Source organism: Streptomyces sp. NPDC021562 (assembly GCF_040640875.1).
Lineage (GTDB): Bacteria > Actinomycetota > Actinomycetes > Streptomycetales > Streptomycetaceae > Streptomyces.
Window position 1 is genome coordinate 280358 of record NZ_JBFACN010000009.1, and the last position, 24006, is coordinate 304363.

General features: G+C 71.8%; 23 protein-coding genes and 2 pseudogenes. 17 read left to right on the plus strand and 8 right to left on the minus strand.

Annotated elements, in window-relative coordinates:
- The first annotated feature begins 12 nt into the window (after nucleotides 1-12).
- From AB0G52_RS16835 to sbnA, 4 genes are read left to right on the plus strand one after another with little or no spacing between them, the layout of a single operon-like run.
- Entirely contained in the window at nucleotides 13-3291 is a 3279-nt protein-coding gene (locus AB0G52_RS16835; RefSeq protein WP_361337054.1) for an amino acid adenylation domain-containing protein, read from the plus strand.
- A 58-nt stretch (nucleotides 3292-3349) separates the two neighbouring features.
- Nucleotides 3350-4354 carry a TauD/TfdA family dioxygenase gene (locus AB0G52_RS16840; RefSeq protein WP_361337056.1) on the plus strand — a complete coding sequence of 335 codons (1005 nt, stop codon included), beginning with the start codon at nucleotides 3350-3352 and terminating at the stop codon, nucleotides 4352-4354.
- Nucleotides 4351-5421 carry a 2,3-diaminopropionate biosynthesis protein SbnB gene (sbnB, locus tag AB0G52_RS16845; protein WP_361337058.1) on the plus strand — a complete coding sequence of 357 codons (1071 nt, stop codon included), beginning with the start codon at nucleotides 4351-4353 and terminating at the stop codon, nucleotides 5419-5421. Before AB0G52_RS16840 ends, sbnB begins: the two co-directional genes overlap by 4 nt.
- Before the next feature lie 36 nt (nucleotides 5422-5457).
- The gene (gene sbnA, locus AB0G52_RS16850) at nucleotides 5458-6513 is read left to right on the plus strand and encodes a 2,3-diaminopropionate biosynthesis protein SbnA (RefSeq protein WP_361337060.1); all 1056 of its coding nucleotides are present in this window, start codon (nucleotides 5458-5460) and stop codon (nucleotides 6511-6513) included.
- A gap of 103 nt (nucleotides 6514-6616) precedes the next feature.
- Here sbnA and AB0G52_RS16855 read toward each other — a convergent pair whose 3' ends face one another.
- Both AB0G52_RS16855 and AB0G52_RS16860 read right to left on the minus strand, forming a co-directional pair.
- Complete coding sequence (locus AB0G52_RS16855; protein WP_132888075.1) at nucleotides 6617-7258, minus strand: hypothetical protein; 642 nt, start codon at nucleotides 7256-7258, stop codon at nucleotides 6617-6619.
- Nucleotides 7251-8036 (minus strand): hypothetical protein, encoded by a 786-nt coding sequence (locus tag AB0G52_RS16860; protein ID WP_132888076.1) that lies wholly within the window; start codon nucleotides 8034-8036, stop codon nucleotides 7251-7253. Before AB0G52_RS16860 ends, AB0G52_RS16855 begins: the two co-directional genes overlap by 8 nt.
- Nucleotides 8037-8244: 208 nt before the next feature.
- On the opposite strand from AB0G52_RS16860, the gene AB0G52_RS16865 reads away from it, so the two are divergent.
- The 5 genes from AB0G52_RS16865 (at nucleotide 8245) to AB0G52_RS16885 (ending at nucleotide 13134) form a co-directional block, all read left to right on the plus strand.
- Nucleotides 8245-8910, plus strand: coding sequence for a hypothetical protein (locus tag AB0G52_RS16865; protein ID WP_361337062.1), 666 nt, complete (start codon nucleotides 8245-8247; stop codon nucleotides 8908-8910).
- A 687-nt stretch (nucleotides 8911-9597) separates the two neighbouring features.
- Nucleotides 9598-11112, plus strand: a complete 1515-nt coding sequence (locus tag AB0G52_RS16870) for a glycoside hydrolase family 43 protein (RefSeq protein ID WP_361337064.1) — start codon at nucleotides 9598-9600, stop codon at nucleotides 11110-11112.
- Between the two features lie 334 nt (nucleotides 11113-11446).
- Entirely contained in the window at nucleotides 11447-12517 is a 1071-nt protein-coding gene (locus AB0G52_RS16875; RefSeq protein ID WP_132888078.1) for an NADH:flavin oxidoreductase/NADH oxidase, read from the plus strand.
- A 42-nt stretch (nucleotides 12518-12559) separates the two neighbouring features.
- A complete protein-coding gene (locus AB0G52_RS16880; protein WP_132888079.1) occupies nucleotides 12560-12946 on the plus strand; it encodes a TraR/DksA C4-type zinc finger protein in 387 nt (128 codons plus the stop codon).
- Between the two features lie 53 nt (nucleotides 12947-12999).
- Nucleotides 13000-13134, plus strand: coding sequence for a hypothetical protein (locus AB0G52_RS16885; RefSeq protein WP_361337066.1), 135 nt, complete (start codon nucleotides 13000-13002; stop codon nucleotides 13132-13134).
- 112 nt (nucleotides 13135-13246) lie between these two features.
- Here the strand turns inward: AB0G52_RS16885 and AB0G52_RS16890 are convergent, their stop codons facing one another.
- A complete protein-coding gene (locus AB0G52_RS16890) occupies nucleotides 13247-14263 on the minus strand; it encodes a zinc-dependent alcohol dehydrogenase family protein (protein WP_361337068.1) in 1017 nt (338 codons plus the stop codon).
- 304 nt (nucleotides 14264-14567) lie between these two features.
- Between AB0G52_RS16890 and AB0G52_RS16895 the strand changes: the two genes are divergently transcribed.
- From AB0G52_RS16895 to AB0G52_RS16915, 5 genes are all read left to right on the plus strand, one after another.
- Entirely contained in the window at nucleotides 14568-15443 is an 876-nt protein-coding gene (locus tag AB0G52_RS16895) for a helix-turn-helix transcriptional regulator (protein WP_361337070.1), read from the plus strand.
- A 143-nt stretch (nucleotides 15444-15586) separates the two neighbouring features.
- On the plus strand, nucleotides 15587-16186 hold the full coding sequence (locus tag AB0G52_RS16900; protein WP_361337072.1) for a flavodoxin family protein: 600 nt from the start codon (nucleotides 15587-15589) through the stop codon (nucleotides 16184-16186).
- Nucleotides 16187-16231: 45 nt separating this feature from the next.
- Entirely contained in the window at nucleotides 16232-16624 is a 393-nt protein-coding gene (locus tag AB0G52_RS16905; RefSeq protein ID WP_361337074.1) for a nuclear transport factor 2 family protein, read from the plus strand.
- A gap of 32 nt (nucleotides 16625-16656) precedes the next feature.
- Complete coding sequence (locus tag AB0G52_RS16910; RefSeq protein WP_361337076.1) at nucleotides 16657-17358, plus strand: type 1 glutamine amidotransferase domain-containing protein; 702 nt, start codon at nucleotides 16657-16659, stop codon at nucleotides 17356-17358.
- Nucleotides 17359-17475: 117 nt separating this feature from the next.
- Nucleotides 17476-18342: a helix-turn-helix domain-containing protein gene (locus AB0G52_RS16915; RefSeq protein ID WP_132888085.1), complete on the plus strand. Its 867-nt coding sequence runs from the start codon at nucleotides 17476-17478 to the stop codon at nucleotides 18340-18342.
- A 150-nt stretch (nucleotides 18343-18492) separates the two neighbouring features.
- Here the strand turns inward: AB0G52_RS16915 and AB0G52_RS16920 are convergent, their stop codons facing one another.
- Complete coding sequence (locus AB0G52_RS16920; RefSeq protein WP_132888086.1) at nucleotides 18493-19536, minus strand: NAD(P)-dependent alcohol dehydrogenase; 1044 nt, start codon at nucleotides 19534-19536, stop codon at nucleotides 18493-18495.
- 265 nt (nucleotides 19537-19801) lie between these two features.
- Here AB0G52_RS16920 and AB0G52_RS16925 point away from each other — a divergent pair.
- A pseudogene (locus AB0G52_RS16925) lies at nucleotides 19802-20027 on the plus strand (2Fe-2S iron-sulfur cluster-binding protein); the annotation flags it as partial.
- A 282-nt stretch (nucleotides 20028-20309) separates the two neighbouring features.
- Here the strand turns inward: AB0G52_RS16925 and AB0G52_RS16930 are convergent.
- Together AB0G52_RS16930 and AB0G52_RS16935 are read right to left on the minus strand one after the other, a co-directional pair.
- A complete protein-coding gene (locus AB0G52_RS16930) occupies nucleotides 20310-20714 on the minus strand; it encodes a cupin domain-containing protein (RefSeq protein WP_361337079.1) in 405 nt (134 codons plus the stop codon).
- Nucleotides 20715-20754: 40 nt separating this feature from the next.
- Nucleotides 20755-21075 (minus strand): carboxymuconolactone decarboxylase family protein, encoded by a 321-nt coding sequence (locus AB0G52_RS16935; protein WP_361337081.1) that lies wholly within the window; start codon nucleotides 21073-21075, stop codon nucleotides 20755-20757.
- Nucleotides 21076-21217: 142 nt separating this feature from the next.
- Between AB0G52_RS16935 and AB0G52_RS16940 the strand changes: the two genes are divergently transcribed.
- Entirely contained in the window at nucleotides 21218-22111 is an 894-nt protein-coding gene (locus AB0G52_RS16940; RefSeq protein WP_132888089.1) for a helix-turn-helix domain-containing protein, read from the plus strand.
- A 47-nt stretch (nucleotides 22112-22158) separates the two neighbouring features.
- Here the strand turns inward: AB0G52_RS16940 and AB0G52_RS16945 are convergent, their stop codons facing one another.
- Nucleotides 22159-22848: a transcriptional regulator gene (locus AB0G52_RS16945; RefSeq protein WP_361337082.1), complete on the minus strand. Its 690-nt coding sequence runs from the start codon at nucleotides 22846-22848 to the stop codon at nucleotides 22159-22161.
- Here AB0G52_RS16945 and AB0G52_RS16950 point away from each other — a divergent pair.
- A pseudogene (locus AB0G52_RS16950) lies at nucleotides 22826-22963 on the plus strand (SDR family oxidoreductase); the annotation flags it as partial. The gene AB0G52_RS16945 and the pseudogene AB0G52_RS16950 sit on opposite strands and share 23 nt — an antisense overlap.
- A gap of 58 nt (nucleotides 22964-23021) precedes the next feature.
- On the opposite strand, the gene arsM reads toward AB0G52_RS16950, so the two are convergent.
- Nucleotides 23022-23918, minus strand: a complete 897-nt coding sequence (gene arsM / locus AB0G52_RS16955; RefSeq protein WP_132888090.1) for an arsenite methyltransferase — start codon at nucleotides 23916-23918, stop codon at nucleotides 23022-23024.
- Nucleotides 23919-24006 lie beyond the last annotated feature (88 nt).

The window sequence follows — 24006 nt, forward strand, 5'->3', positions numbered from 1 at the left end:
GAAGGCCATTCGATGCGAACGCGCGTGGAAACGGACCGGGAGTTCTGGAGCCGGACACTGACCGCCGGCGGTGTCACCACCGTGCCCCGGTGGACGGCGGAGCCGGCGCCGGGCACGGCCGGGCACGGGACGCCCGCCCCGGGAACGGACGAGCACGAGATACCGGTGCCGGACGACCTGACCGCGGAGCTGCGGGCCCTGGCCGCGCACCGCGCACTGCCGGTCGGCACCCTGCTGCTGGCCGCGCATCTCAAGGTGCTGGCCGTACTGTCCGGTGAGCCGGAGGTGGTCACCGGTCACAGCACCGGCACGTCCGCCGAACCGCTGCCCTGCCGGACGTCCGTACCCGCCGGCTCCTGGCACGCCCTGCTGACCGCCGCCCGCTCGGCCGAGACCGAGGTGCTGACCCACCAGAACTTCCCGGTGGAGAAGCTGCGCCGGGAACTGGGGCTGACCGGGCCGCCGTACGAGATCGTGTCCGGCCCCCTCGACACCGACGCGGCCCACGCCGACACCGGCTCCCTGCACGTGCGCTGGTCCGACCGGGCCGGACGGCTCACCCTGCGCCTGCGGCACCGCACCGACGTACTGGACACCGCGGCGGCGGCCCGGATCGGCGGCTACCACCTGACGGCCCTGCGCCTGATGACCGCCGACCCGGACGCCGACCACACCCGGCAGAGTCTGCTGTCCGCCGAGGAACGGCGCGAACAGCTCGACGGCATGGCGGGTCCGCACCGGCCGCTGCCCGACGCCCGGGCCCACGAACTGTTCGAACAGCGGGTGCGGGCGCACCCACAGGCGGTGGCGGCCGTGCACGGCGGCCGGGAGTGGACGTACGACGAACTCAACCGGCGGGCGAACCGGCTGGCGCGGGCGCTGCTGGCGAGGGGCCTGGACCGGGAGGGCGTGGTCGCCGTCGTCACCGAGCGCACCCTCGACTGGCCGGCGGCGGTGCTCGCCGTGTTCAAGGCCGGCGGTGTCTACCTGCCGATCGAACCGCACTTCCCGGCCGGCCGGATCGCCGCGACCCTCTCCCGGGCCGGCTGCCGGCTGGTCCTGACCGGGACCGGCCCCACCGGCACCCTCGACGAGGCCCTGGCCGGCCTGCCGGGGACCCGGAAGCTGCCGGTCGAGGAGGCGTACACCGAACCGCACGCCGACGACGACCCCGGCATCCCCGTCGACCCCGGCCAACTCGCCTACATCTACTTCACCTCCGGCTCCACCGGTGAGCCGAAGGGCGCGATGTGCGAGCACGCGGGCATGCTCAACCACCTCCACGCCAAGATCGACGACCTGGCGATCGGAGAGGGCTGCGTCGTCGCCCAGACCGCCCCGCAGTGCTTCGACATCTCCCTGTGGCAGCTCCTCGCCCCGCTCCTGGTGGGCGGCCGGACCCTGCTGGTCGAGCAGGACGTGATCACGGACGTGGCGCGGTTCGTCGACACCCTGGAGAGCGGCCGGGTCGGCGTGGCGCAGCTGGTGCCGTCGTACCTGGAGGTCGTGGTCTCCTACCTGGAGCGCAATCCGCGCCCGCTGCCCGACCTGCGCTGCGTGTCGGTGACCGGCGAGGCGCTCAAACGCGAGCTGGTCCAGCGCTGGCTCGCCGTCCAGCCGGGCATCGGGCTGCTCAACGCCTACGGGCTGACGGAGACGTCCGACGACACCAACCACGAACTGCTCCGCGAGGTGCCCGACCGGGTGCTGCTCGGCCGGCCCGTCGGCAACGTCCGGGTCTACGTCGTGGACGAGCACCTGTCGCTGCTGCCGCTGGGCGCCCCGGGACTGATCGCGTTCTCCGGCGTCTGCGTGGGCCGCGGATACGTCAACGACCCCGAGCGCACCCGGGAGGCCTACCGGACCGACCCCTACCGGCCCGGGGAACGGCTCTACCTGGGCGGCGACTGGGGGCGCTGGCACCCCGGCGGCAAACTGGAGTTCCTCGGCCGCCGGGACAGCCAGGTCAAGATCCGCGGCTTCCGGATCGAGATCGGTGAGATCGAGAACGCGCTGCTGCGCGTGGCCGGAGTCCGGGACGGCGCGGTGGTCGTCGCCGAACGCGGCGGAGGCGGCAAGCACCTGATCGCCTTCCACAGCGGCGAACGGCGGCCCGCTGAGCGGCTGCGGGAGGCGCTCGCCGCCACCCTGCCCGACTACATGGTGCCCTCGGCCTTCCACTGGCGGGAGAGCCTGCCGCTGACGCCCAACGGCAAGATCGACCGCAAGGCCCTGACGAGGCAGGCCGAGGAGGTGTCCCGGCCCGCCGAGCCGTCCGCGGGCGACCTGAGCCCGGCCGAACGGCGGCTGGCCGCGGTCTGGGCCGAACTGCTCGGCGTCCCCGAGGAGCGGATCGGCCGCACGGACCACTTCTTCGACTCCGGCGGCACCTCCCTCACCGCGGTCAAGCTCAGCCTCGCGCTGGACCGCGCGGTCTCCCTCAAGGACATCACCCGCCACCCGGTCCTCGCCGACCTGGCCGCCCTGCTGGCGGGCACGGCGGCCCGGCCCCGGCCGGAACTGCTGCTCTCCCTCTCGGGCGGGAGCGGGGGACCGGACAACGCCCTGGTCTGCTTCCCGTACGCGGGCGGCAACGCGGTCAACTACCAGCCGATGGCGAGCGCGCTGGCCGACAGCGGCCTGACGGTGCTCGCCGTGGACCTGCCCGGCCACAACCTCGCCGCACCTCCCGAACCCTTCGCCCCGATCGAGGAGGTCGCCGAACGGGTCGCCGCGGAGATCGCGGCACGCGGCCTGACCCGGGTCATGCTGTGGGGACACTCGTCGGGAGCCGCGCCCGCCGTGGAGACGGCCAGGCGGCTCCAGCAGCGGGGCGTACAGGTGGCACGGGTCTTCCTCGGCGCCCACCTGCTCGGCACCGCGGCCGAACGGCAGGCCGCCGTCGGCGAACTGACGGCCCGCAGCGACCGCGAGATCGCGGCGCGACTGGCCGCCGACGGCGGCCACGCCGAACTCGCCGAGCTGAACCCCCGGCACGCCGAGCACATCGCCGCCGCCTACCGCCACGACTGCCTCTCGGCGCACCACTACTTCCTCGCGGCCCTCCGGACGCCGCCACCGGTCAGGCTGTCCGCACCGATGACGGTGGTCGTCGCCGCCGACGACCCGCACACCGCGGGCCACGACCGCCGGCACCGGGACTGGCAGCTCCTCGCCGATCACGTCGAGCTCCACGAACTCGCCGCCGGCGGGCACCACTTCACCCGCACCCGGCCCGCCGAGGCGGCACGCGCCGTCCTGGACACCGTCCTCCCCCTCGCCTCCTCCTGACCGACGTCCGACGTCCCGACCCGTCACACCCCAGGCGGTCGACCGAAAGGAACCCGAGATGCCGTCCTCCTCCCTGGCATCACCCCTCGACGTGGAGCTGCGGCCCGACAGACCCGCACTGCTGCGCGTCGAACCGCCCGACGACGCCCCGAAGTGGGCGGCCGAGCACCGCGACGCGCTCCGCGCCCAGGTCACCGAACACGGCGCGCTGCTCGTGCGCGGCCTCGGGCTGCGGGACGCCGGCCGGACGGCCGCCGTCTTCACCGGGCTGGCCGGTGACCTCATGACGGAGCAGGAGGCCTTCGCCCCCCGCGAGGCGCACGGCCGGGGGCTCTACTCGTCCACGCCCTGGCCGGCCAACCAGCCGATGTGCATGCACCACGAGCTGAGCTACTCCGTCCAGGTGCCCGGCCTGATGCTGTTCGCCTGCCTCACCGCGCCCGAGCGGGGCGGGGCGACGGCGCTGGCCGACGCCGAGGAGGTCCTGCGGGCACTGCCCAGCGGCCTCACCGAACGGTTCGAGCGGGAGGGCTGGATCCTGACCCGCACCTACAACGACGAGATCGGCGCGAGCCTCACGGAGTCCTTCGGCACCGGCGACCGCGCCGAGATCGAGCGCTACTGCCGGGCGAACGCCATCGACTTCACCTGGCAGCCCGACGGCACCCTGCGCACCGAGCAGCGCCGCAACGCCGTCGTCCGGCACCCGGTCACCGGCCGGCGCTGCTGGTTCAACCAGATCGCCTTCCTCAACGAGTGGACGCTCGCCCCCGAGGTGCGCGAATACCTGGTGGACGTCTACGGCGCCGACGGACTGCCCTTCAACACCCGGCACGGCGACGGCTCCCCGATCCCCGAGGACGTCGTCGGGACCATCAACGCCACCTACGAGGCGCACACCCGGCGCGACCCCTGGCAGCCCGGCGACCTGCTGCTGGTGGACAACATCCGCACCGCGCACAGCCGGGAGGCGTTCAGCGGAGACCGGCAGGTCCTCGTCGGCATGGGCGAGCCCGTACGGCCGGCCGAGGACTGCCCTGCCCTGGAGGCGAGCGAGCGATGACCGACACACTGCCGACGGCCACCGCGTCCCCCGTACCCGCACCGGGGCACCTGCCGACGTTCGCCGTGATCACCGGTGAGCAGGTGCAACGTGCGCTGGACGGGCGCGAGAAACAGCTCGTGGAACTGGTCGAGGCCGCCTACCGGCTGCACGACGCCGGCGACTCCGTCAACCCGCCGTCGTACTTCCTGCGCTTCCCCGACCGGCCCAGCTCGCGGATCATCGCGCTGCCGGCCTCCCTGGGCGGCCCGGTCCAGGTGGACGGACTGAAGTGGATCTCCAGCTTCCCGGACAACGTGAGCGCCGGACTGCCGCGGGCGTCCGCGGTGCTCATCCTCAACGAGCACGACACCGGCTACCCGTTCGCCTGCCTGGAGAGCTCGATCATCAGCGCCACCAGGACGGCCGCCTCCGCGGCCCTGGCCGCCGACTGGCTCAGCCGCGGCCGCTCCCGCCCCACCCGCGTCGGCTTCTTCGGCACGGGCCTGATCGCCCGGTACATCCACACCTTCCTGGCCGGTACCGGCTGGGACTTCGACGAGGTCGGCGTGCACGACCTGTCCGCCGACAGCGCCGCCGGCTTCAGCGGCTACCTGCGGGGGACCGGCAGCGCCGCCCGGATCACCGTCCACGACAGCGCCGAGGACCTGGTCCGCGGCAGCGACCTCGTGGTCTTCGCCACCATCGCGGGCCGGCCCCATGTCACCGACCCCGCCTGGTTCACCCACAACCCGCTGGTCCTGCACGTCTCGCTGCGCGACCTCGCCCCCGAAATCCTGCTGGGCGCGGCCAACTTCGTCGACGACGTCGACCACTGCCTGAAGGCCGACACGTCGCCCCACCTGGCCGAACAGCTCACCGGCGACCGGGACTTCCTGAACGGGACCCTCGGCGACGTCATGTCCGGCCGGGCCGCCCCGCCGCCCGACCGCCCGGTGATCTTCTCGCCCTTCGGACTCGGCGTCCTCGATCTCGCCGTCGGCAAGTACGTCTACGACGAGGTGTCCCGGTCGGGAGACCTGCGTCTCATCGATGACTTCTTCCACGAACTGCGCCGGTACGGCTGAGACCGTCGTCCTCGGCCCGGCACCAGGAGGCCCGCCGTGCCTGTCATCTCCGCTCCCCACGCCTTCAACGAGGGCGATCTCTTCGTCGACCTGGAGTCCATCTGCGGACACGCGCTCTATCTGAAGTGCGAGGCCTTCAACTTCGCCGGATCCATCAAACTGAAGGCCGCGAACGAGATGGTGGAGAGCGCCGAACGCGACGGACTCCTGACAGCGGACTCCGTCCTCGTCGAGTCCTCGTCCGGGAACCTGGGAGTCGCGCTCAGCATGATCGCCGCGAGCAAGGGCTACCGGTTCCTGTGCGTGACGGACTCCCGCTGCAACCTGTCGACCAGGCTCCTGATGGAGGCACTCGGCAGCGATGTGCACATCGTGGCCGACCAGGACTCCAACGGCGGCTTCCTGGGCACCCGCATCGAGTACGTCCGCAACCTGTGCGCCTCGGACGACAGATACGTCTGGCTCAGCCAGTACACCAACCCCGGCAACTGGTCGGCGCACTACCGCACCACCGCGCCGGAGATCGCCCGCCGGTTCCCGGAACTGGACGTCCTGTTCGTCGGGGCGGGCACCACCGGGACCCTGATGGGCTGCGCCCGCTACTTCCGGGAGTGGCACCGGCCGGTGCGGATCGTCGCCGTGGACGCGGCGGGTTCGGTGGCGTTCGGCGGCGAACCGGGCCGCCGGATGATCCCGGGCCTCGGCATGAGCATGCGCCCGCCGCTGCTCGACGAGTCCTTCGTGGACGAGGTGATCCGCGTCGAGGAGCCGGACACCATCCGGATGTGCCACCGCATGGCCAGGCACGGCTTCCTGTTCGGCGGCTCCACCGGCACGGTGGTCAGCGGCGCGACGGACTGGCTGTCCCGCCACGGCACCTCCGACCTGACCGCGGTGGCCATCGCACCGGACCTCGGCGAGCGCTACCTCGACACCATCTACCAGAGCAACTGGCTGCAGGACCTCTACGGCGACGGGGTGCTCGACACCGAGGACGCCGAGGACACGGCACGACCCAAGGCGAAGCCCGAACACCTGCCCAGAGAGCCCAAGTCCGCCTCACGCGCCCCGGCGCGCCGCCGCAGCCCCTGAGCCCCCCGGCGGACCGCACCACCCGCAGCCCCTCGAAGCCGCCTCCCCGGCGGCCCCGAGGGGCCCGGCACACCCACCCGCCCGCACTCGCGCCGCACCCGCGTCAGCGCCGTGCCAGTTCCGCCAGCCACGGATGCCCGGGATGCACGAGCGCCAGCCACCCGCCGAGCAGGTCACGCCGCGTCCGACCCAGCAGCGGCAGCACCCCCGCGAAGTCGGCGTGGTCCTTGGCCCGCGAGTCCTTCGCCTTGAACAGCAGTACCAACTCCGGTACCAGGTAAGGGATCCCGTCCGCGCTCCACGCGACAACCGCCTCGTACGGCAACCGCAGCCGCACGTCCCGCCGGAAGATCCACGTTCCGCCCTCGTGCGGCTCACGGAACACGTCGAAGAGGTACCGGTCGCTCGCCGGATCCCGTACCCAGGTCTGGCGCGTGGCCGCGAGGACGTCCGCCCCGGCCTCCGGCCAGATCCGTCCCGACCCCACGGCGTCGAACGCGTACTCCGCGAAGCGTTCCCGGACCTCGGGGAAGCCCGCCGCGGGAATCGCGATCTCCAGGTCCCCGTGCGGCCTTGACTGCCGGCCACGGAACAGGTCCAGCGCCCACCCCGCCGCCACGCACCAGGGCACACCGACCCCGCGCAGCCGCTCGGCGACCTCCTCCGGCCGCAGGCACCCCACCCACCGCGCGGCCGCTTCGTCGGCGTCCACAACGACACCGCCGGTCGGCACAGGATCAGTCACCGGACCCCCCACAGCCGGAGACCGGGGTGCCGTCGGCCGGGTCGGGGGAGCGCAGCAGTCGCAGGAACGCCTTCACGCCCGCGATGATCTCCTGGTTGTCGGTGAGACGGTTCACGGTGGACTCGAACTCCCGGCCCAGCGCGGCGATCCTGCGGTCCGTCTCCTCGGCCCGCTCGTACGTGCTCATCGCCAGCGCGTCCACGCTGCGGCGCAGTTCGGCCAGGGCCCGGTACTGTTCCTCCGCCTTCTCCTCCAGGACCCGTGTCCCGGCCTCGGCCCGGTCCAGCCGCAGGTGCAGTTCGACGACGTCGTCCCGCGGGAACGTGACCTCCCTCAGGAGGGTGCCGAGACGCCGCCTCAGCTGCGCGAAGTACGCGCCGGCCGGCCGGAACAGGGTGCTCAGCAGGAAGAAGCCGGCGAACCAGTAGCCCGTGAACTCACGGCTCGCCCAGGCGACCGCGACCACGGCCCCGGCCGTCAGGAGGTGCCCCGCGACCGCCACCCGCAGCATCGTACGGGCGATGCGCGCGGCCTCGGCGTCCCGGGCCGGGGGGATCTCCATGCCCTTGGCACGGCTGACCGCCGTCTCGGCGAGCACCGCGTGCGCGCGGAAGTACAGGTTCCAGGGAACCGTGAGCAGGAGCAGCAGCCACAACAGGCTCAGCGCGCCCGCCCCGACGGTGAGCACCACCGTGGGCGGTGCCCCCGCGACGTACGCGAGCACCAGCGCGGCCCCGGCCGCCACGACGGCCACCACCGCCCCCAGAAATCTGCCCATGGCCCCGTCTCCCGTCCGCCCGCCGACACCGCCCATCGTCCCCGGCCAGGTGCGGGGCGGCATGAGTAGGCGTACTCAGCCGGGCGGCCGGAGTGTGCTCTCCCGTTACCGAACGCGGACAGGCCCGGGTGAACGACGCCCGCCCAGGGGCCGTCTCACGGGGTGCAACAGCGAAACACGACCTGACCAGTCGATGGGGGATTTTCACATGACCACGTGCCGTGCCCGCCGTACCGCCCGTTCCGCCGCCCTGCTCGCCGTCGCCGCCGCGGCGGCACTGTCCCTGACCGCCTGTCAGAGCGGGGGCAAGGACGCCGCCGGGCAGACGAAGAACGTCTCCGCGGCCACGTCCGGCGCGGGCCGGGCCGAGACCACCGCGGACGAGGCCCAAAGCGGTATGCGCACGCAGACGACCGCCGCGCGGCGCACCGCCGCCGCTGCCGCCACGCCCAGGACGGCGTCCCCGGTCCGCACCCAGACCCTGCCCGACGGCAGCAAGGCCGAGATCCGCCGGCTCGGTGCCCAGCACTACCTGCTCAAGCTCGTGCACCACGGTGACGTCCTGGCCACGATGGAGGCGAAGCACCGGGACGCCGGGCTCGACGCCAACGACATGTTCCTGGTGCTCACCAAGGACGGCCGGGTCGAGGCCTGGATGGGCGGCGGACACCAGGGGCCGGGCACCTTCGAGCTCATGGGCGGCTGGACGGCCAAGGTCACGAAGGCCGGCGAGGACCACTACCGCGCGCGGATCCTCGGCGACGCCGGCGGTGTGTCCGGCACGATGGACGCGAACGGACGGGACGCCGGTGTCGAGATCGACCGCGTCTACGTCGTGCTCAGCGCCGGGGGTGTGGTCAGCGCCCACTCCTGAGGGAGCCGCGCCGAACAGTCCGCGGGCGTCGGCGAGGTGGCGGCGGGCGCCGTCTCCCGCCGCGAAACCGCAGGCAGACGAGATGCGCTGACGACGCAGCATGGTGAATCGGCGACACGCGGAGATGCCGGTGCCTTCCGTGGACCGTGCCGGCGGTGCGGCCCGGCCGGACGGCGGCATCCTCCGGCTCGACTTCAACCCGCCCGAGGAGCACGTCCCCGGGTTCGAGATCGTCGACCTGGCGACGCCGCACGAGCGGCGCCTGCGGGCGGGGCGGCGCTCCGTCGACCCCGACAACCGCTGGCCCGCCGGGCTTCGCGGGGTCAGAATGGCCGGATGCACCGTCTGGTCGTCCTCGACGCTCCGTCCCGGCTCGGCCTCCGGCCGCGCCCACCGCGGGAAGCGTGCCCGGGTGCTACAAACCGACGGGAGCGCCGCGCGACACGACCGCGGCGACCGGGCGGAGGACGACGGCGTGTGCAACGCCGCGGCGATCACCGGGTACACCCGCACCACCCCCGACCGGCGACAGCCCAGCGGACCCGCCGGGCAGCCCCCGGGCCGAGATCCCCGGCATGGCGACGACCCTCGTCACCGAGGCCGAAGAACGCCACCACGATCAGCTCCGTGCCGGCCTATTCGATCGCGTTCGTGCAACTGCGCCATGAATGAGAGGACTTGATCAGGGTGTCGAGCTTGCCCGAGACGGGCGCCACCACCTTCAGCAATCCCGTGATCCCCGGCTTCCACCCCGACCCGAGCATCTGCCGGGTGGGCGAGGACTACTACATCGCGTGCTCCAGCTTCGAGTACTTCCCCGGCGTCCCGGTCTTCCACAGCCGCGACCTGGTGCACTGGTCCCAGATCGGCAACGCGCTGGACCGGCCCGGCCAGCTGCGTCTGCCGCTCGACTCGCGCTCCTCGGGCGGTGTCTACGCGCCCACGCTGCGCCACCACGACGGCCGGTTCTGGCTGATCGTCACGAACGTCAGCAGCGACGGCAACATGCTGTTCACGGCCACCGACCCGGCAGGCCCCTGGTCCGATCCGGTGCGGCTGCCCGGGGTCCCCGGCATCGACCCGGATCTCGCCTGGGACGAGGACGGCACCTGCTGGTGCACGGTCGCGGGCGTGGGCCAGGTCCGCCTCGATCCCCGCACCGGCGAGACCCTCGGCCCCGTCCGCAAGGTATGGTCCGGGTCGCCCGGCGCCAAGGCCCCGGAGGCGCCCCACCTGTACCGGATCGGCGACTACTGGTACCTGCTGATCGCAGAGGGGGGCACCGAGCGGGGCCACGGCGTCTCGATCGCCCGGAGCCGCACCCCCGACGGCCCCTTCGAGCCCTGCCCGGCCAACCCGATCATCACCCACCGCGGCATCGAGCACCCCATCCAGAACACCGGCCACGCGGACCTCGTGCAGGCACCGGACGGCTCGTGGTGGATGGTGCTGCTCGGAGTACGGCCGCGCGGCGGCACCCCCGGCTGGCACGTGCTCGGCAGAGAGACCTTCCTGGTGCGGGTCGACTGGGCCGACGGCTGGCCGGTCGTCGGCGAACTCTCGTTGCGGGCCCCCGCACCGAGGTGGCCGCTCCAGCCGGTGACGGTCACCCCGGTCCGCGAGGACTTCGACCTCAGCGCGCTCGCGCCGCACTGGGTGTCGCTGCGCCACCGTCCCCCGGAGGACTGCACCACGAAGGAACGGCCCGGCTGGCTCACCCTGCGCGCCCGCGGCGCATCCCTCGACGACACCGACGTCACCTTCCTCGGGCGGCGGCAGCAGCACCTGTCCTGCCGGGCGCGCATCCTGGTCGACGTGGGCGAGGGGCGGGGCGGCCTGGCCGTCCGACTCGACGAGCGGCACCACTACGACATCGAGGCCGCGTCCGGAGAGGTGCGGGTCCTCGCCCGGATCGGCTCGGTGAGCACGGTGGTGGCCTCCCGGCCGGTGCCCCCCGGACCCGTCGTCCTGCGCGTCGAGACGGCCGCCGTCGAAACCCTGACGGACGCACGCACCGGCCCCGACACCGTCACCCTCGGCATCGAGGAACCGGACGGCGCCTTCGCCGAACTCGCCGCGCTCGACGGCCGCTACCTGTCCACCGAGGTCGCCGGGGGCTTCACCGGACGGGTTCTCGGCATGTTCGCCTCGTCGGGCGCGGTCCACTTCGACTGGTTCGACTACGAGCCGCTCGACCGCTGAACGCCGGGTGACACCCGCGCCGCGCGGCGCCGGGGAACTCACGTCGCGCGGCGCCGGGGAACCCACGTCGCGCGGCGGACGCTCGTCCCGAACGGTCGCGGACGGTGTCGGCGCGCGTCGGCGTCGTCGGAGGTATGCCGCCCGACCCGGACACGGCCCGGGACCGTCAGGTACCGGGACAGCCGCGTGGGTGAGCACCGCGGGCCGTGGTTGTGGCACGAGCGGCCGGGTACTCGAGTGCGTCCCGCCGTGAGGGGTGCCCGCCGGAGCCCAGGCCGTCACGGCGCGCCCGGCTGCGGGGCATCCGGCGTCCCACGTCCCCTGCGAGGCTCCGATGAGTCGTCTCTTCTCTCCGCTCACCCTCCGCGGCACGACCTTCCCGAACCGGGTCTGGGTGGCCCCCATGTGCCAGTACAGCTCGGTCGACGGGTATCCGCAGGACTGGCACCTGGTCCATCTCGGCTCCATGGCACGCGGCGGGTCCGGCCTGGTCATGCAGGAGGCCACGGCGGTGGAACCCGAGGGCCGGATCACCCCTTCCGACGCCGGCATCTGGGATGACGGGCAGGCCGCCGCGTACAAGCGGATCACCGACTTCGTCCACGGGCAGGGGGCCGTCGCCGGTATCCAGATCTCCCATGCCGGCCGCAAGGCGTCGACGGCACCGCCCTGGGAGGGTGGCGGGTACGTCGAACCGGAGGCCGGAGGATGGCAGACGGTGGCACCGTCACCGCTGCCGTTCGGGGACTGGCCGGCCCCGCGTGAACTCGGCACGGACGACATCCGCGCTCTGGTCCGGGCTTTCGGCGAGGCCGCCGCGCGGGCGCTGGCAGCCGGCTTCGAGGTCCTGGAGATCCACGCCGCGCACGGCTATCTGCTGCACCAGTTCCTGTCACCGCTGTCCAACCACCGCGGCGATGAGTACGGAGGTGACCTCGCCGGACGCAGCCGTTTCCTCGTCCAGGTCACCGACGCCGTACGGGCGCAGTGGCCGGAGGACCGCCCGCTGTTCGTACGCTTTTCGGCCACGGACTGGGCCGACGGCGGCTGGACACCGGAGGAGACGGTCGAGCTGTCGCGGCACCTGGTGGCCCACGGCGTCGATCTGGTGGATGTCACCAGCGGCGGCCTCGTCCACAACGCCCGCATCGAAGTGGAGCCCGGCTACCAGGTTCCCTTCGCCCGAGCCGTCCGCGAGGGCGCGGCCCTGCCCGTCTCGGCGGTCGGCCTGATCACCGCACCGGAGCAGGCCGACCAGATCCTCGTGGACCGCTCGGCGGACGCGATCATGCTCGCGCGCGAACTGCTGCGCAACCCGACCTGGCCGCTCCGCGCGGCCCACGTGCTCCGTGACGACGTCCCGTGGCCGAAGCAGTACGAGCGCGGCCGCCCACGGCACGGCTGAGGCACCGGGAATGGGACTCAGGGTGAAGCGGTTTCACCCCTTATGAGCAATCCGTCTGGCAATGCCGCCTTTCCTCCGTCCCTGAGTGAGTCGATACGTGCGGTGCTCGCGGCCGACCGTGCCGGCACACTGCGGCAGATATCCGCCCTGAGCCGTGAGTTCGAAGGGATCGTCGAGGCGAACGCCCTGGTCCCCATCGACGACGAGCACGACCCGGAGGGGGCGAGCACGGCCTTCGAGCGTGCGCACGTCGCCGCCCTGCTGTCCCAGGCCCGCGAGCACCTGAACGAGCTCGATGACGCCGTGGAGCGTTTGGACAGAGGTGACTACGGGCGCTGCGAGCAGTGCGGTGAGCCGATCCCGACGGGACGCCTCGAAGTCCGCCCGGCGGCGAAAACCTGCGTGGGCTGCGCGTCCGCAGCGCGTTGACGCGGCGCTTCTCGTTGTCCTTGGGAATCCGGCGGGGGAAGGAGGTGGTGCGCGTGGATCCCAGCTCCGACCTGGGTCCGAGCCCGGCTCAGTGTGCCGAGAAGGCCCGGGAGGGCGGCAGGCCGGGACAGTCCCAGCATCTGCGCGATGTACCGAAACCGCCGATCGAGGAGGAACTGGACAGCTGACGACCACCGCGTCGGACTCGGCGCGGAGCGGGGCGGGTACGACCGTGCGGCGGGGGTGTGCCCTCGTGGGCGTGAGCGCGGTCGGCGGCTCACGCCCACGAGGCGAACGGGGTCAGGGCATGAGGAGGGTCTTGACGGCGCGGCGCTCGTCCATCGCCTGGTAGCCCTCGGCGACCTGCTCCAGGGGCAGGGTGAGGTCGAAGACCTTGCCCGGGTCGATCCGGCCGGACAGGACCCGCTCGATCAGGTCGGACATGTAGCGGCGCACCGGAGCCGGGCCGCCGCGCAGCCCGACCTGGGAGAAGAAGAGTTCCAGGCCGTCGACGGCGACCTCGTGCGGCACGCCGACGAAGCCGACGTTGCCGCCGGGACGGGTGGAGTGCAGGGCCTGGCTCATTGCCTCGGCGGTGCCGACGCACTCCAGGACGGAGTCGGCGCCTATGCCGTTCGTGAGGTCCTTGATCCGGGCGATGCCGGCCTCGCCGCGCTCGGTGACGATGTCGGTGGCGCCGAACTCCAGGGCCAGCTTCTGTCGCGACTCGTGGCGGGACATGGCGATGATGCGCTCCGCGCCCAGTTCCTTCGCGGCGATGACACCGCAGAGCCCCACCGCGCCGTCACCGACGACCACGGCCGTCGAACCCGGCTTGACCTCGGCGGCCAGGGCGGCCCACCAGCCGGTGCCCATCACGTCGGACACGGCCAGCAGACCGGGCACCAGCTCGGCGTCCGGGTGCCCGTCGGTGGCGACGAGGGTGCCGTGGGCGTTGGGGATGCGCACGTACTCGGCCTGACAGGTGCTCATGAACTCGCGGTTCAGGCAGGAGGACTGCCAGCCCTTCCGGCAGTTGGCGCAGGTGTTGTCGGAGGTGGCGAAGGAGCCGACCACGAACTGACCCGGCTTGACGTGGGTGACCTCGCTGCCGGTCTCCTCGACGATGCCGACGTACTCGTGCCCCATCGGGTGCGGGTCACCGACGGGCTCCAGACCGCGGTACGGCCACAGGTCCGAGCCGCACACACAGGTGGCGACGGTGCGGATGATCGCATCCGTGGGGTTGACGATCTCGGGCTCGGGGACGTCCTGCACCCGGATGTCGCCGGGGGCGTGGATCACGGTGGCTCGCATGTCTCTTCTCCTGATGCGTTTCTCGGGCGGGGGCTCGGGCTCGGGCGGACTGTTCGCTCTGATGGCCGGCCCTTGCCGGTCGGCGGCCGCTTCAGGAGTTCCATCGTGATTCTCATCGTGCATTTTCGTGCTGCAGTGGGCAGCGCTGTCACCCGGACGTGCCGAATTCCTTGACGATGGGCGATGGCGCATACAGAAGCGTCGACGACCTGTGTAAATGAGAAGAATTCCACCCGGCGGGCGATGTATCCAGGGAGAAAACCGTCCTACCCAGCCGAATGGCGGTCGGCGCACACTGGTCGGTATGAACAGCAGTGCGCACCGTGCGGAGCTGGGCCGATTCCTGAAGGACCGTAGGGCCGAGCTCAGCCCCCGCACGGTCGGTCTGCCCGAAACCGACCGGCCGAGGCGCGTGGCCGGCCTGCGCCGCGACGAGGTGGCCGTACTGGCCTCCATCAGCACCGCCTACTACACCCGTCTGGAGCAGGGACGCATCACCCCCTCCACAGCCGTGCTGGCCGAGCTCGTCCGCGCCCTGCACCTGAACGACGAGCAACGGGATCGCCTGTTCGCGCTGGCGGGCAAGGGCGGCGGCGGGACACGGCGGCGCGCTCCGCAGAGGGCGCATCCCCGGCTGCGTGCCGTGCTGAACGAGCTCAGCGTGGCGCCCGGCATGATCCTGGGCCGGTACCTGGACATCCTGGCGTGGAACCCGATGGCTGCCGCCCTGTTCGACACCGACTTCGCGAAAATCCCCCCGTCGCGGCGCAACTACGTCCGGCGGCTCTTCACCGATCCGGCGATGCGGACGCTGTACGCCGACTGGGAGGAATCCGCCCGCAACGCCGTGTCCGTGCTGCGGCAGCAGGCCGCGGCCTGCCCCGACGACCGGCGGCTGACCGCCCTCGTGGGTGACCTGGCCGTGAGCGACGACCAGTTCCGTGCGTGGTGGGGAGGCCGTCACGTGGCACCCCGCGCCGGTGGCACCAAGGCGTTCAACCACCCGGTCGCCGGTGCACTCACCCTCGGCTGGGACGCACTCACCTGCATGGCCGACCCCGACCAGCAACTCGTCGTCTGGGCCGCCGAACCCGAGTCACGTGCCTACGAGGGGCTGCGCTTCCTCTCCTCCTGGGCGGTGCACCAGCAGGACGGACCGGCGTCCGACGCCGCCGCCTGACGGAAATGGGCACTCCGGTTTTCGTCATGCCCTCCCGATATTGCGGCCAAGCCAGGGACAATTCCTTCCTCCCTTCGCCGCAGAATTCCGTGCCATGCTTCCAGAGCACGATTCACGCGATCCTTTTCCAGGAGTAATACCCCATGTCGTCCACCTCCCGCCCCACGGTCGCCGTCGCTTTCCATTCCGGTTACGGGCACACCGCCGTCCTCGCCGAGGCCGTGGCCCGCGGTGCCGCAGAAGCCGGTGCCGAGGTGATCTCCGTCCCCGTGGACTCCATCACCGACGAGCAGTGGACGCAGCTGGACGCCGCCGACGCGATCATCTTCGGTGCCCCCACCTACATGGGCACCGCGTCCGCGGCCTTCCACACCTTCGCCGAGGCCAGCAGCAAGCGCTGGTACACCCAGACCTGGGCCGACAAGATCGCCGCCGGCTTCACCAACTCCGGTGCCAAGAACGGCGACAAGTCCTCCACCCTGGGCTACTTCTTCACGATGGCCGCCCAGCACGGCATGCACTGGATCAGCCTCGGCGTGCAGCCGGGCTGGGCCTCCACCGAGGGCGGCGAGGACGACGTCAACCGCCTCGGCTATTTCGTCGGCGCCGGCGCCCAGACCCCGGTCGACGCCGGCCCGGAGGCGGTCCACACGTCGGACATCGCCACCGCCGAGGGCCTCGGCGCCCGCGTCGCCCGGCAGACCGCGTTCTTCCTGGCGGGCCGCGCCGCGCTCGCCGCCTGAGACACCGCCCGAGACACCCACCGCAGATCATCGAGGAGCACCCCCATGTCCGATTCCCCGAACGTCGCCCTCGTCCGCCGGCTCTACGACTCCGGCATGGCCCCGGACGTCGTCGCCGAGGTCATCGACCCCGACATCGTCTGGGACATCACCCCCGGCTTCCCCCACGGCGGCGTCTACACGACGTGGGCGAGCGCCGGAGCCGACTTCTTCGGCCGGCTCGCACCCCGCTTCACCTCCTTCGGCGGGGTGGCCGAGGAGTTCTACGACGCCGGTGAACACGTCTTCGTCCGCGGCCACTACCACGCGGTCGCCAAGTCCGGCGCCGAGTCGGACGCCCGCTTCATCCACCTGTGGACGGTGAGCGGCGGCAAGCTCACCCACCTGGTCCAGGCCGCCGACAGCCACGTCGTCCAGCTGGCCGCGAACGACAACTGACCACCCTCGACCCACCCCGCAGGGAGAAAACCATGGCGAAGATCCTCTTCCTCGTCACCGCCGCCGACCACTGGACCCTGGCCGACGGCTTCGAGCAGCCCGCCGGTTTCTGGGCCGAGGAGGCCATCGGCCCGTACGGCGTCTTCAAGGAGGCCGGCTACGAGATCGCGGCAGCCACCCCGGGCGGCGTCCCGCCGACCGCCGACGCGCTCAGCCTGACCCCGGACTTCAACGGCGGCGAGGAAGGCGCGCGGCAGATGCGGGCCGCGCTCGCGGCGGCCACCGAACTGGCGAACCCGGTCCGTATCGAGGACGTGGACATCGACGACCACGACGCGGTGTTCGTGCCCGGCGGCTGGGGCCCGATGGAGGACCTGTCCGACGACCCCGCGGCCGGCCGGCTGCTCGGCGACTGGCTGGCCTCCGGCAGAATCGTGTCGCTGGTCTGCCACGGCCCGGCCGCGTTGCTGTCCACGGTGGACGCCGACGGCAAGTCCCCCTTCGCCGGCTACCGCCTGACCGGCCTGTCCAACTCCGAGGAGATCCAGAACGGCCTCGCCGACCGGGCGAAGTGGCTCCTGGAGGACCGCCTCGTCTCGGACGTGGGCGCGGACTACCGCAGGGGCGAGGAGAACTTCGCCCCCCACCTCGAAGTGGACCGCACCCTCCTCACCGGCCAGAACCCCGCCTCGGCGGTCCCGCTGGCCCACGAGATCGTCAAGATCCTCGGCTGACCGGACGCCCTCATCGGCGGCCAATTCTCAGCCGCACGGCAAGGGGAGCCGCGTCCGCTGAACCAGGGAGAGATCCCTCCCCCTGACAATGCGGCACTCCGGTGCCAAGGTGAGGGCATGAGCCACGATCCTCACCGCCATGACCTGGGGGATTTCCTCAGGGCGCGCCGCGCCGAGCTCGACCCTGCCGCCGTCGGCCTGCCCGACGGCGGCCCGCGGCGTGTCGCGGGTCTGCGCCGTGAGGAGGTCGCCGTACTGGCGGCCATCAGCACCGACTACTACGCCCGCCTCGAACAGGGCCGCATCCAGCCCTCGCCGTCCGTACTGGAGTCCCTGGCCCGGGTCCTGCGCCTGGACGACGACCAGCGTGCCTATCTGTACGAGCTGGCGGCGAAGGAGGAGTTCCGTCCGCCCCGCCGCCGGCCGCGTCCCAGGACACATCCGCAGTTGCAGCGGATGATCGACGACATGGCGCACACCCCGGCCTTCGTGATCGGACCGCGCACCGAGATCGTCGCATGGAACGCCATGGGCGCCGCCCTGATCACCGACTTCCGACAGATCCCCGAGGACCAGCGCTACTACATCAGGCTGCTCATCACCGACCCCACGATGCGCGAGCTGTACGCGGACTGGGAGGGCGTCACCCGGCTGGCCATCGCCCAGATGCGGATGCACAACACGAACAACCCCGGGGACCCGCAGCTCGCCGCTCTGGTGGGTGAACTCTCGGTCCGCGACGACCAGTTCCGGCAATGGTGGGGCGCCCACCACGTCGCCGTCCGGGACACCGGGAGCAAGCACCTGCGCCACCCCGTCGTCGGGGACCTGCATCTCGACTGGAACGCCGTCACCTGGGCCGCCGACCCCGACCTCCAGATCATCGTCTGGACCGCCGAGTCCGGCACACCCACCCACGACAGCCTGCGCCTGCTGGCGTCCTGGGCCGCGGACCCCAGCCGGTCGACCAGCAGCTCCGCCTGACCAACCCCGGTATTCCCCGCACAGGGGGAGCGTTCTCTGCTACGCGCGGCGGCCGCACCGCCGACCTGCTCGGCCGCCGCCTGCTCTTCCTCACAGCGCCGGCCGTCTTCGCCGCCGTCTTCACCGCGCCCAACGGCCGCAGAACAGCGATCAGATCGTCGCGGTGTCTATCACGAACCGGTAGCGCACATCGCTGTTCAGTACCCGCTCGTACGCCGCGTTGATCTGGTCCGCGCTGATCACCTCGATCTCGGCGCCGAAGCCGTGCGCCGCACAGAAGTCGAGCATCTCCTGGGTCTCGGGGATGCCGCCGATGGCGGAACCGGCGATCGACCGGCGTCCCGTCATCAGCGGGAAGACGTTGACGGAGACGGGCTCCTCCGGGGCCCCCACGTTCACCAGGGCTCCCTCGATCTTCAGCAGGTTGACGTACGCGGTGAAGTCCAGCGGGGCGGAGACCGTGGAGACGATCAGATCGAAGGTGCCGGCGAGGTCCTCGAAGGTCTTCGGGTCGCTGGTGGCGTAGTAGTGGTCGGCACCCAGCTTCAGGCCGTCGTCCTTCTTGCGCAGGGACTGCGAAAGGACCGTCACCTCGGCACCCAGCGCGTGCGCGATCCTGACGCCCATGTGGCCCAGGCCGCCCAGGCCGACGATCGCGACCTTCTTGCCGGGACCGGCACCCCAGTGCTTGAGCGGGGAGTACAGGGTGATGCCCGCGCAGAGCAGCGGGGCGGCGACGTCGAGGGCGAGACCGTCGGGGATGCGCACGACGTAGTTCTCGTCGACGACGATCTTCTCGGAGTAGCCGCCGTAGGTCGGCTCACCGTCCTTGTCGAGGTGGTTGTACGTCTGGATCGTGCCGCCGCCGGTGCAGTACTGCTGCAGACCGGCCCGGCAGTTGTCGCACTCGCGGCAGGAGTCGACGAAGCAGCCGACGCCCACCCGGTCCCCGACCTGGTACTTCGTGACACCGTGGCCGACCTCGGAGACGACGCCGGCGATCTCGTGGCCGGGCACCATCGGGAAGATGGCGGTGCCCCAGCCCTCGCGGACCTGATGGATGTCGGAGTGGCAGATGCCGGCGAACTTGATGTCGATCAGGACGTCGTGCTCGCGGACCTCGCGGCGCTCGACGGTGGTGCGCTCAAGGGGAGCCTTGGCAGCGGGGGCGGCGTAGGCGGCGACGGTGGTCATGTGGGGTCTCCTAGCGTGCTCTCGCGTCCGGCTGCCTTCCGGCCGGACACGGAGTCGAGCATGCCGCGCTGCCCGGCGGTTACCCAGGCACGGGATGTGCCTACGTTCGCCGTTCCTACTTCCAGGAGGAGCAGGTTCGAAGGCAACTGCAAGGCAACGCAAGGGGGATGAGATTCTCCCTGGCATCAGCGGTATCGGTGCTGTGCGACTCCCCGGGTGACCGGCCGCCCCGTCGAGCCGGTGAGGACGACGGCGCGCCTTCATCGCCGGTGCCTGCGGAGCGTGCACGGTGCTGGTCGACGGAGTACGGGTCAACTCCTGCCTGACGCTCGCCGTCCGGCTGGAGGGCGCCGAGGTCACCCGATCGAGGGCCCGGCAAGCGGTGACGAACTGCAGTCGCGGCAGCAGGCGTTCATCGACGAGGACGCCTTCCAGGGCGGCTACTGCACCCCGGCCAGATCATGTCCGGCGTCGCCTGCATCCAGGAGGGCCGTGCGCGCGGTCGAGCAGGCCGCGGGTGGGAGGTGAACCGTGCATCCCTTCTCCTGCACCCGCGTCACCGGCACGGACCGTCGAACGCTCGGCGGCGGTTTCGGCAACGCCCCGCGCTGTCGGCCGCACACCGTCGTCGCCGTGCTTCGCGGCAAGCTGTCCGCCGCGATCCACGACATCGACGCGGAGACCTCGTCGACCGTGGGCCGATCCACCGCAGGGTGCCGCAGCCGCGGCTCAGCGACGTGGTCGGCTGACATCCGGGGCCACGGGAGGGCGGGTCAGGCGGTGCGGCTGCTGCGGCGCGGGCCGGTGTACTCGGCTTCGGTGACGTGGTCGAGCCAGTCGACCTCGTCGGTCTCCCACAGCGCGATGTGGACCATGAAGTGGTCGGGGGCGGCGCCGTGCCAGTGCTCCTCGCCCGGCGGGGTCCAGACCACGTCGCCGGGGTGGGCTTCGAGGATGCCGCCGCCGCGGGACTGGATCAGGGCGATGCCCTCGACGATGTACAGCGTCTGGCCCAGGCCGTGCGCATGCCAGGCGGTGCGGGCACCGGGTGCGAAACGCACCGCGTTGGCACGGGCCCGGGACGGCTCCTCACCGCGGTGGATCACATCCGCCCAGGCGTCCCCGGTGAACCACTTCCCGGGCAGTTTCATCGTCGGCGGCTTCGTCAGCAGTTCCATGATCGATTCCTTTGCGTTCCTAGGCAGTCGTATGTGCGGGTCAGACGCCGCGCTGGTCGGCGATGCTCTTCAGCCGGGTGATCGCTGACATGGCGTTGGGCCAGCCGGCGTAGAAGGCCAGGTGAGTGATCGCCTCGGACAGCTCCGCCACGCTCAGCCCGTTGTCGAGGGCGACGCCCAGGTGGTGGTCGAGCTGTTCGCCTCGGTACAGGGCGGCCAGCACGCTCACGGTCACCAGGCTTCGGTCGCGCGGCGACAGCCCCGGCCGTTCCCACACGTCACCGAACAGGACCTGGTCGGTCACCTCGACCAGTTTCGGTGCGATCCCGGCCAGTGCCTGGGGTGCGGACTGCTTCGCCATGAGAGATGACTCCTTGCTCCATGTGATGGACATCGGCTTCCGTCGTCGAGGAAACAGCAGCTCAAGGCGGTCAAGAAGGGTCTGCGCCTACAGGTACTGACAGGACCCCCCACAGGTGTGTCGGCCGCCCTAGCCTGGAACGGTGAGTACCGAGAGCGACATCCGCGAGTTCCTGGCCTCCCGACGCGCCAAGATCACCCCGCAGCGGGCCGGGCTGCCCGCCTACGGCGGCAACAGGCGCGTGCCCGGCCTGCGCCGTGAGGAAGTCGCCCTGCTCGCCGGCGTCAGCATCGACTACTACGTCCGTCTGGAACGCGGCCACATCGCCGGTGCCTCCGAGGAAGTCCTCGACGCCGTCGCGAACGCCCTCCAACTCGACGACGCCGAACGCGCCCACCTGTTCGACCTCGCCAGGGCCGCCGCCAAACGCCCGGCCCGCCGCAGGCACGCCCGCGGCCCGCTCCCCGACAGCGTCCTGCGGGTCCTGCGCTCCATGACCGACTCGCCGGCCTTCATCCGCAACGGCCGCCTGGACATCCTCGCCACCAACACCCTCGGCCGCGCCCTCTACGCACCCCTGTTCCCCACTCCCACCGCGCAGACCGCCAACATCGCCCGCTCCCAGTTCCTCCTGCCAGGCGGCCGTGACTTCTTCCCCGACTGGGAGGCGTCGGTGAACACCACCGTCGCCCTGCTGCGCACGGAAGCCGGCCGTGCCCCGCACGACACCGAGCTCACCGGCCTCATCGGCGAACTCGTCACCCACAGTGAGGAGTTCCGAACCGCTTGGGCCAAGCACAACGTGCGCCTGCACCACACCGGCCGCAAGTCCTTCCACCACCCGGCTGTCGGCGCCCTCACCCTCGACTTCGACGCCATGGAACTGCCGGCCCAGCCGGGTCTGACCCTCACCGCCTACAGCGCCGCGCCCGGCACCTCCGACCACGACGCTCTGCGGCTGCTCGCCACCTGGGCCGCCACCGAGGACGTCCGGCCGAGCACCGCGTCGGCCTCCCGCGGCCGCCACGACGGATGAGCGGTGCTCCCCCCCCGGGCGGACGGGCGGCCGGGCGGCCGACGCCGTCAGCTCACCGGCTGCGACGCCGACAGATGCTGTTCGGCCGCCCAGGAGGAGAGGATGCGCAGCCGTTCGTGGGTGGGGGAGCCGGGAGCGGCGGTCCAGACGGTGAGGTGCTGGTCGGGGTCGGTGCTGGCGGTGAGGGTGTCCCAATCCAGGACGAGTTCGCCGACGACCGGGTGGTCGAGGGTCTTGGTGCCCACCGTACGGCCGGCGACCTTGTGATCACCCCACCACTGGGCGAACTGCTTGTCGCGCAGGGACAGTTCACCGACCAGCTCGATCAGCCGGGGGTCCTCGGGGTACTTCGCCGCCTCCATCCGCAGCTGCGCCACGGCGAGTCTCGCCGAAGCCTCCCAGTCGGCGTACAGGGTGCGCAGGGCCGGGTCCGTGAAGATCAGCCGCGGGTAGTTGCGGTGCTTCTCCGGGACCCGGGAGAAGTCGGTGACCAGCGCGGCCGCCAGCGCGTTCCAGGCCAGGACGTCCCCGCGCCGGCCCTGGACGATCGCCGGGGTCGCGGTGAGGTCGTCCAGCACCCGCTGCAACTGAGGCTGGACCTTCTGCCGGCCCCGCCCCCGGGTGCGGGCGATGGTCTTGCCGGCGAGCTGGAAGAGGTAACCGCGCTCGTCGTCGTCCAGGCGGAGCACCCGGGCGAGCACGTCCAGGACCGGCGCGGAGGCCGGCCAGCCGGTCAACCGGCTCGGCACCGCCGACGAGATCGCCCAGGCGGTCCTGTGGCTGTGCAGCCCCGGAGCCGGTTTCGTCGTCGGCGTCGCCCTGCCCGTGGACGGCGGCTACGTCGCCCGATGAGGTTCAGGTGTGGCGCCGTCGCTGAGGCGAGCACAGCGCCTTGCTGTGGGGTACGTCCTCAGTCATGGCAGCCGCACTCAGCGGTGCTCCTGGCCACGCCGGCGGTGACGGACGGGTCGGTCGCCTGCTCGGCCGGGGTGCAGCACGCAGTGACGCCGCAGCAGGAGTCGTCCGTCGTGGAGTCGTCCGGTCCGGTGACGCCGGTGTGAGGCTTGTTGGCGCGGACGATGGCGGAGTGCATGCCGTCGGCGACCTGGTGGGTCGGGGTGATCTCGACGTCCGTGAACCCGGCCGCTTCCAGCCCCGCGCGGTATTCGGCGAAGGACAGAGCGCCGGCGATGCAGCCGACGTAGTCGCCGCGCTCGGCCCGCTGTTCGGTGGTGAGGGCGTCGTCGGCGACGACGTCGGAGACGCCGATCCGGCCGCCGGGCCTGAGGACGCGGAAGGTCTCGGCGAAGACGGCGGGCTTGTCTACGGACAGGTTGATCACGCAGTTGGAGATCACGACGTCGATCGTGTTCGCGGGCAGCGGGACCGCCTCGATCGCGCCTTTGAGGAACTCGACGTTCGTCGCGCCGGCCTTCTCGGCGTTGGCGAGGGCCAGGGCGAGCATCTCCTCGGTCATGTCGAGCCCGTACGCCTTGCCGGTGGGGCCGACGCGGCGGGCGGACAGGAGGACGTCGATGCCGCCGCCCGAGCCGAGGTCGAGGACGCGTTCGCCCTCGCGGAGCTCGGCGACGGCGGTGGGGTTGCCGCAGCCGAGGGAGGCGGCGACGGCCTCGGCGGGCAGGGCGTCGCGCTCGTCGGCGGCGTAGCGGGTCGAGCCGAAGTTCTCGTCGACCTCGACCGGCTCGGGCCCGCAGCAGGCGGCGGTGCCCTCCGTGACCTTCACGGCCGCCGCGGCGTACCGCTGGCGGACGGTTTCACGCAGGTCGGTGCTGGTCTGCTCGCTCATGACTCACTCCCGGATGACGGGCTCACCACGGCCCGGAACGGCTTGTATTGACGTTTGTTGATGCAACCTTGCGCCTTGGATCGAAGAA

Excerpts from the sequence above, each read along its gene's own strand:
- AB0G52_RS16905 (WP_361337074.1), top strand. The coding sequence starts at position 16,232 with ATGTCCGATTCCCCGAACGTCGCCCTCGTCCGCCGGCTCTACGACTCC.
- AB0G52_RS16880 (WP_132888079.1), top strand. The coding sequence starts at position 12,560 with ATGAGCAATCCGTCTGGCAATGCCGCCTTTCCTCCGTCCCTGAGTGAG.
- AB0G52_RS16930 (WP_361337079.1), bottom strand. The coding sequence starts at position 20,714 with ATGGAACTGCTGACGAAGCCGCCGACGATGAAACTGCCCGGGAAGTGG.
- AB0G52_RS16875 (WP_132888078.1), top strand. The coding sequence starts at position 11,447 with ATGAGTCGTCTCTTCTCTCCGCTCACCCTCCGCGGCACGACCTTCCCG.
- AB0G52_RS16890 (WP_361337068.1), bottom strand. The coding sequence starts at position 14,263 with ATGCGAGCCACCGTGATCCACGCCCCCGGCGACATCCGGGTGCAGGAC.
- AB0G52_RS16840 (WP_361337056.1), top strand. The coding sequence starts at position 3,350 with ATGCCGTCCTCCTCCCTGGCATCACCCCTCGACGTGGAGCTGCGGCCC.
- arsM (WP_132888090.1), bottom strand. The coding sequence starts at position 23,918 with ATGAGCGAGCAGACCAGCACCGACCTGCGTGAAACCGTCCGCCAGCGG.
- AB0G52_RS16915 (WP_132888085.1), top strand. The coding sequence starts at position 17,476 with ATGAGCCACGATCCTCACCGCCATGACCTGGGGGATTTCCTCAGGGCG.
- AB0G52_RS16895 (WP_361337070.1), top strand. The coding sequence starts at position 14,568 with ATGAACAGCAGTGCGCACCGTGCGGAGCTGGGCCGATTCCTGAAGGAC.
- AB0G52_RS16920 (WP_132888086.1), bottom strand. The coding sequence starts at position 19,536 with ATGACCACCGTCGCCGCCTACGCCGCCCCCGCTGCCAAGGCTCCCCTT.
- AB0G52_RS16860 (WP_132888076.1), bottom strand. The coding sequence starts at position 8,036 with ATGGGCAGATTTCTGGGGGCGGTGGTGGCCGTCGTGGCGGCCGGGGCC.
- AB0G52_RS16835 (WP_361337054.1), top strand. The coding sequence starts at position 13 with ATGCGAACGCGCGTGGAAACGGACCGGGAGTTCTGGAGCCGGACACTG.
- sbnB (WP_361337058.1), top strand. The coding sequence starts at position 4,351 with ATGACCGACACACTGCCGACGGCCACCGCGTCCCCCGTACCCGCACCG.
- AB0G52_RS16910 (WP_361337076.1), top strand. The coding sequence starts at position 16,657 with ATGGCGAAGATCCTCTTCCTCGTCACCGCCGCCGACCACTGGACCCTG.
- AB0G52_RS16935 (WP_361337081.1), bottom strand. The coding sequence starts at position 21,075 with ATGGCGAAGCAGTCCGCACCCCAGGCACTGGCCGGGATCGCACCGAAA.
- AB0G52_RS16865 (WP_361337062.1), top strand. The coding sequence starts at position 8,245 with ATGACCACGTGCCGTGCCCGCCGTACCGCCCGTTCCGCCGCCCTGCTC.
- AB0G52_RS16900 (WP_361337072.1), top strand. The coding sequence starts at position 15,587 with ATGTCGTCCACCTCCCGCCCCACGGTCGCCGTCGCTTTCCATTCCGGT.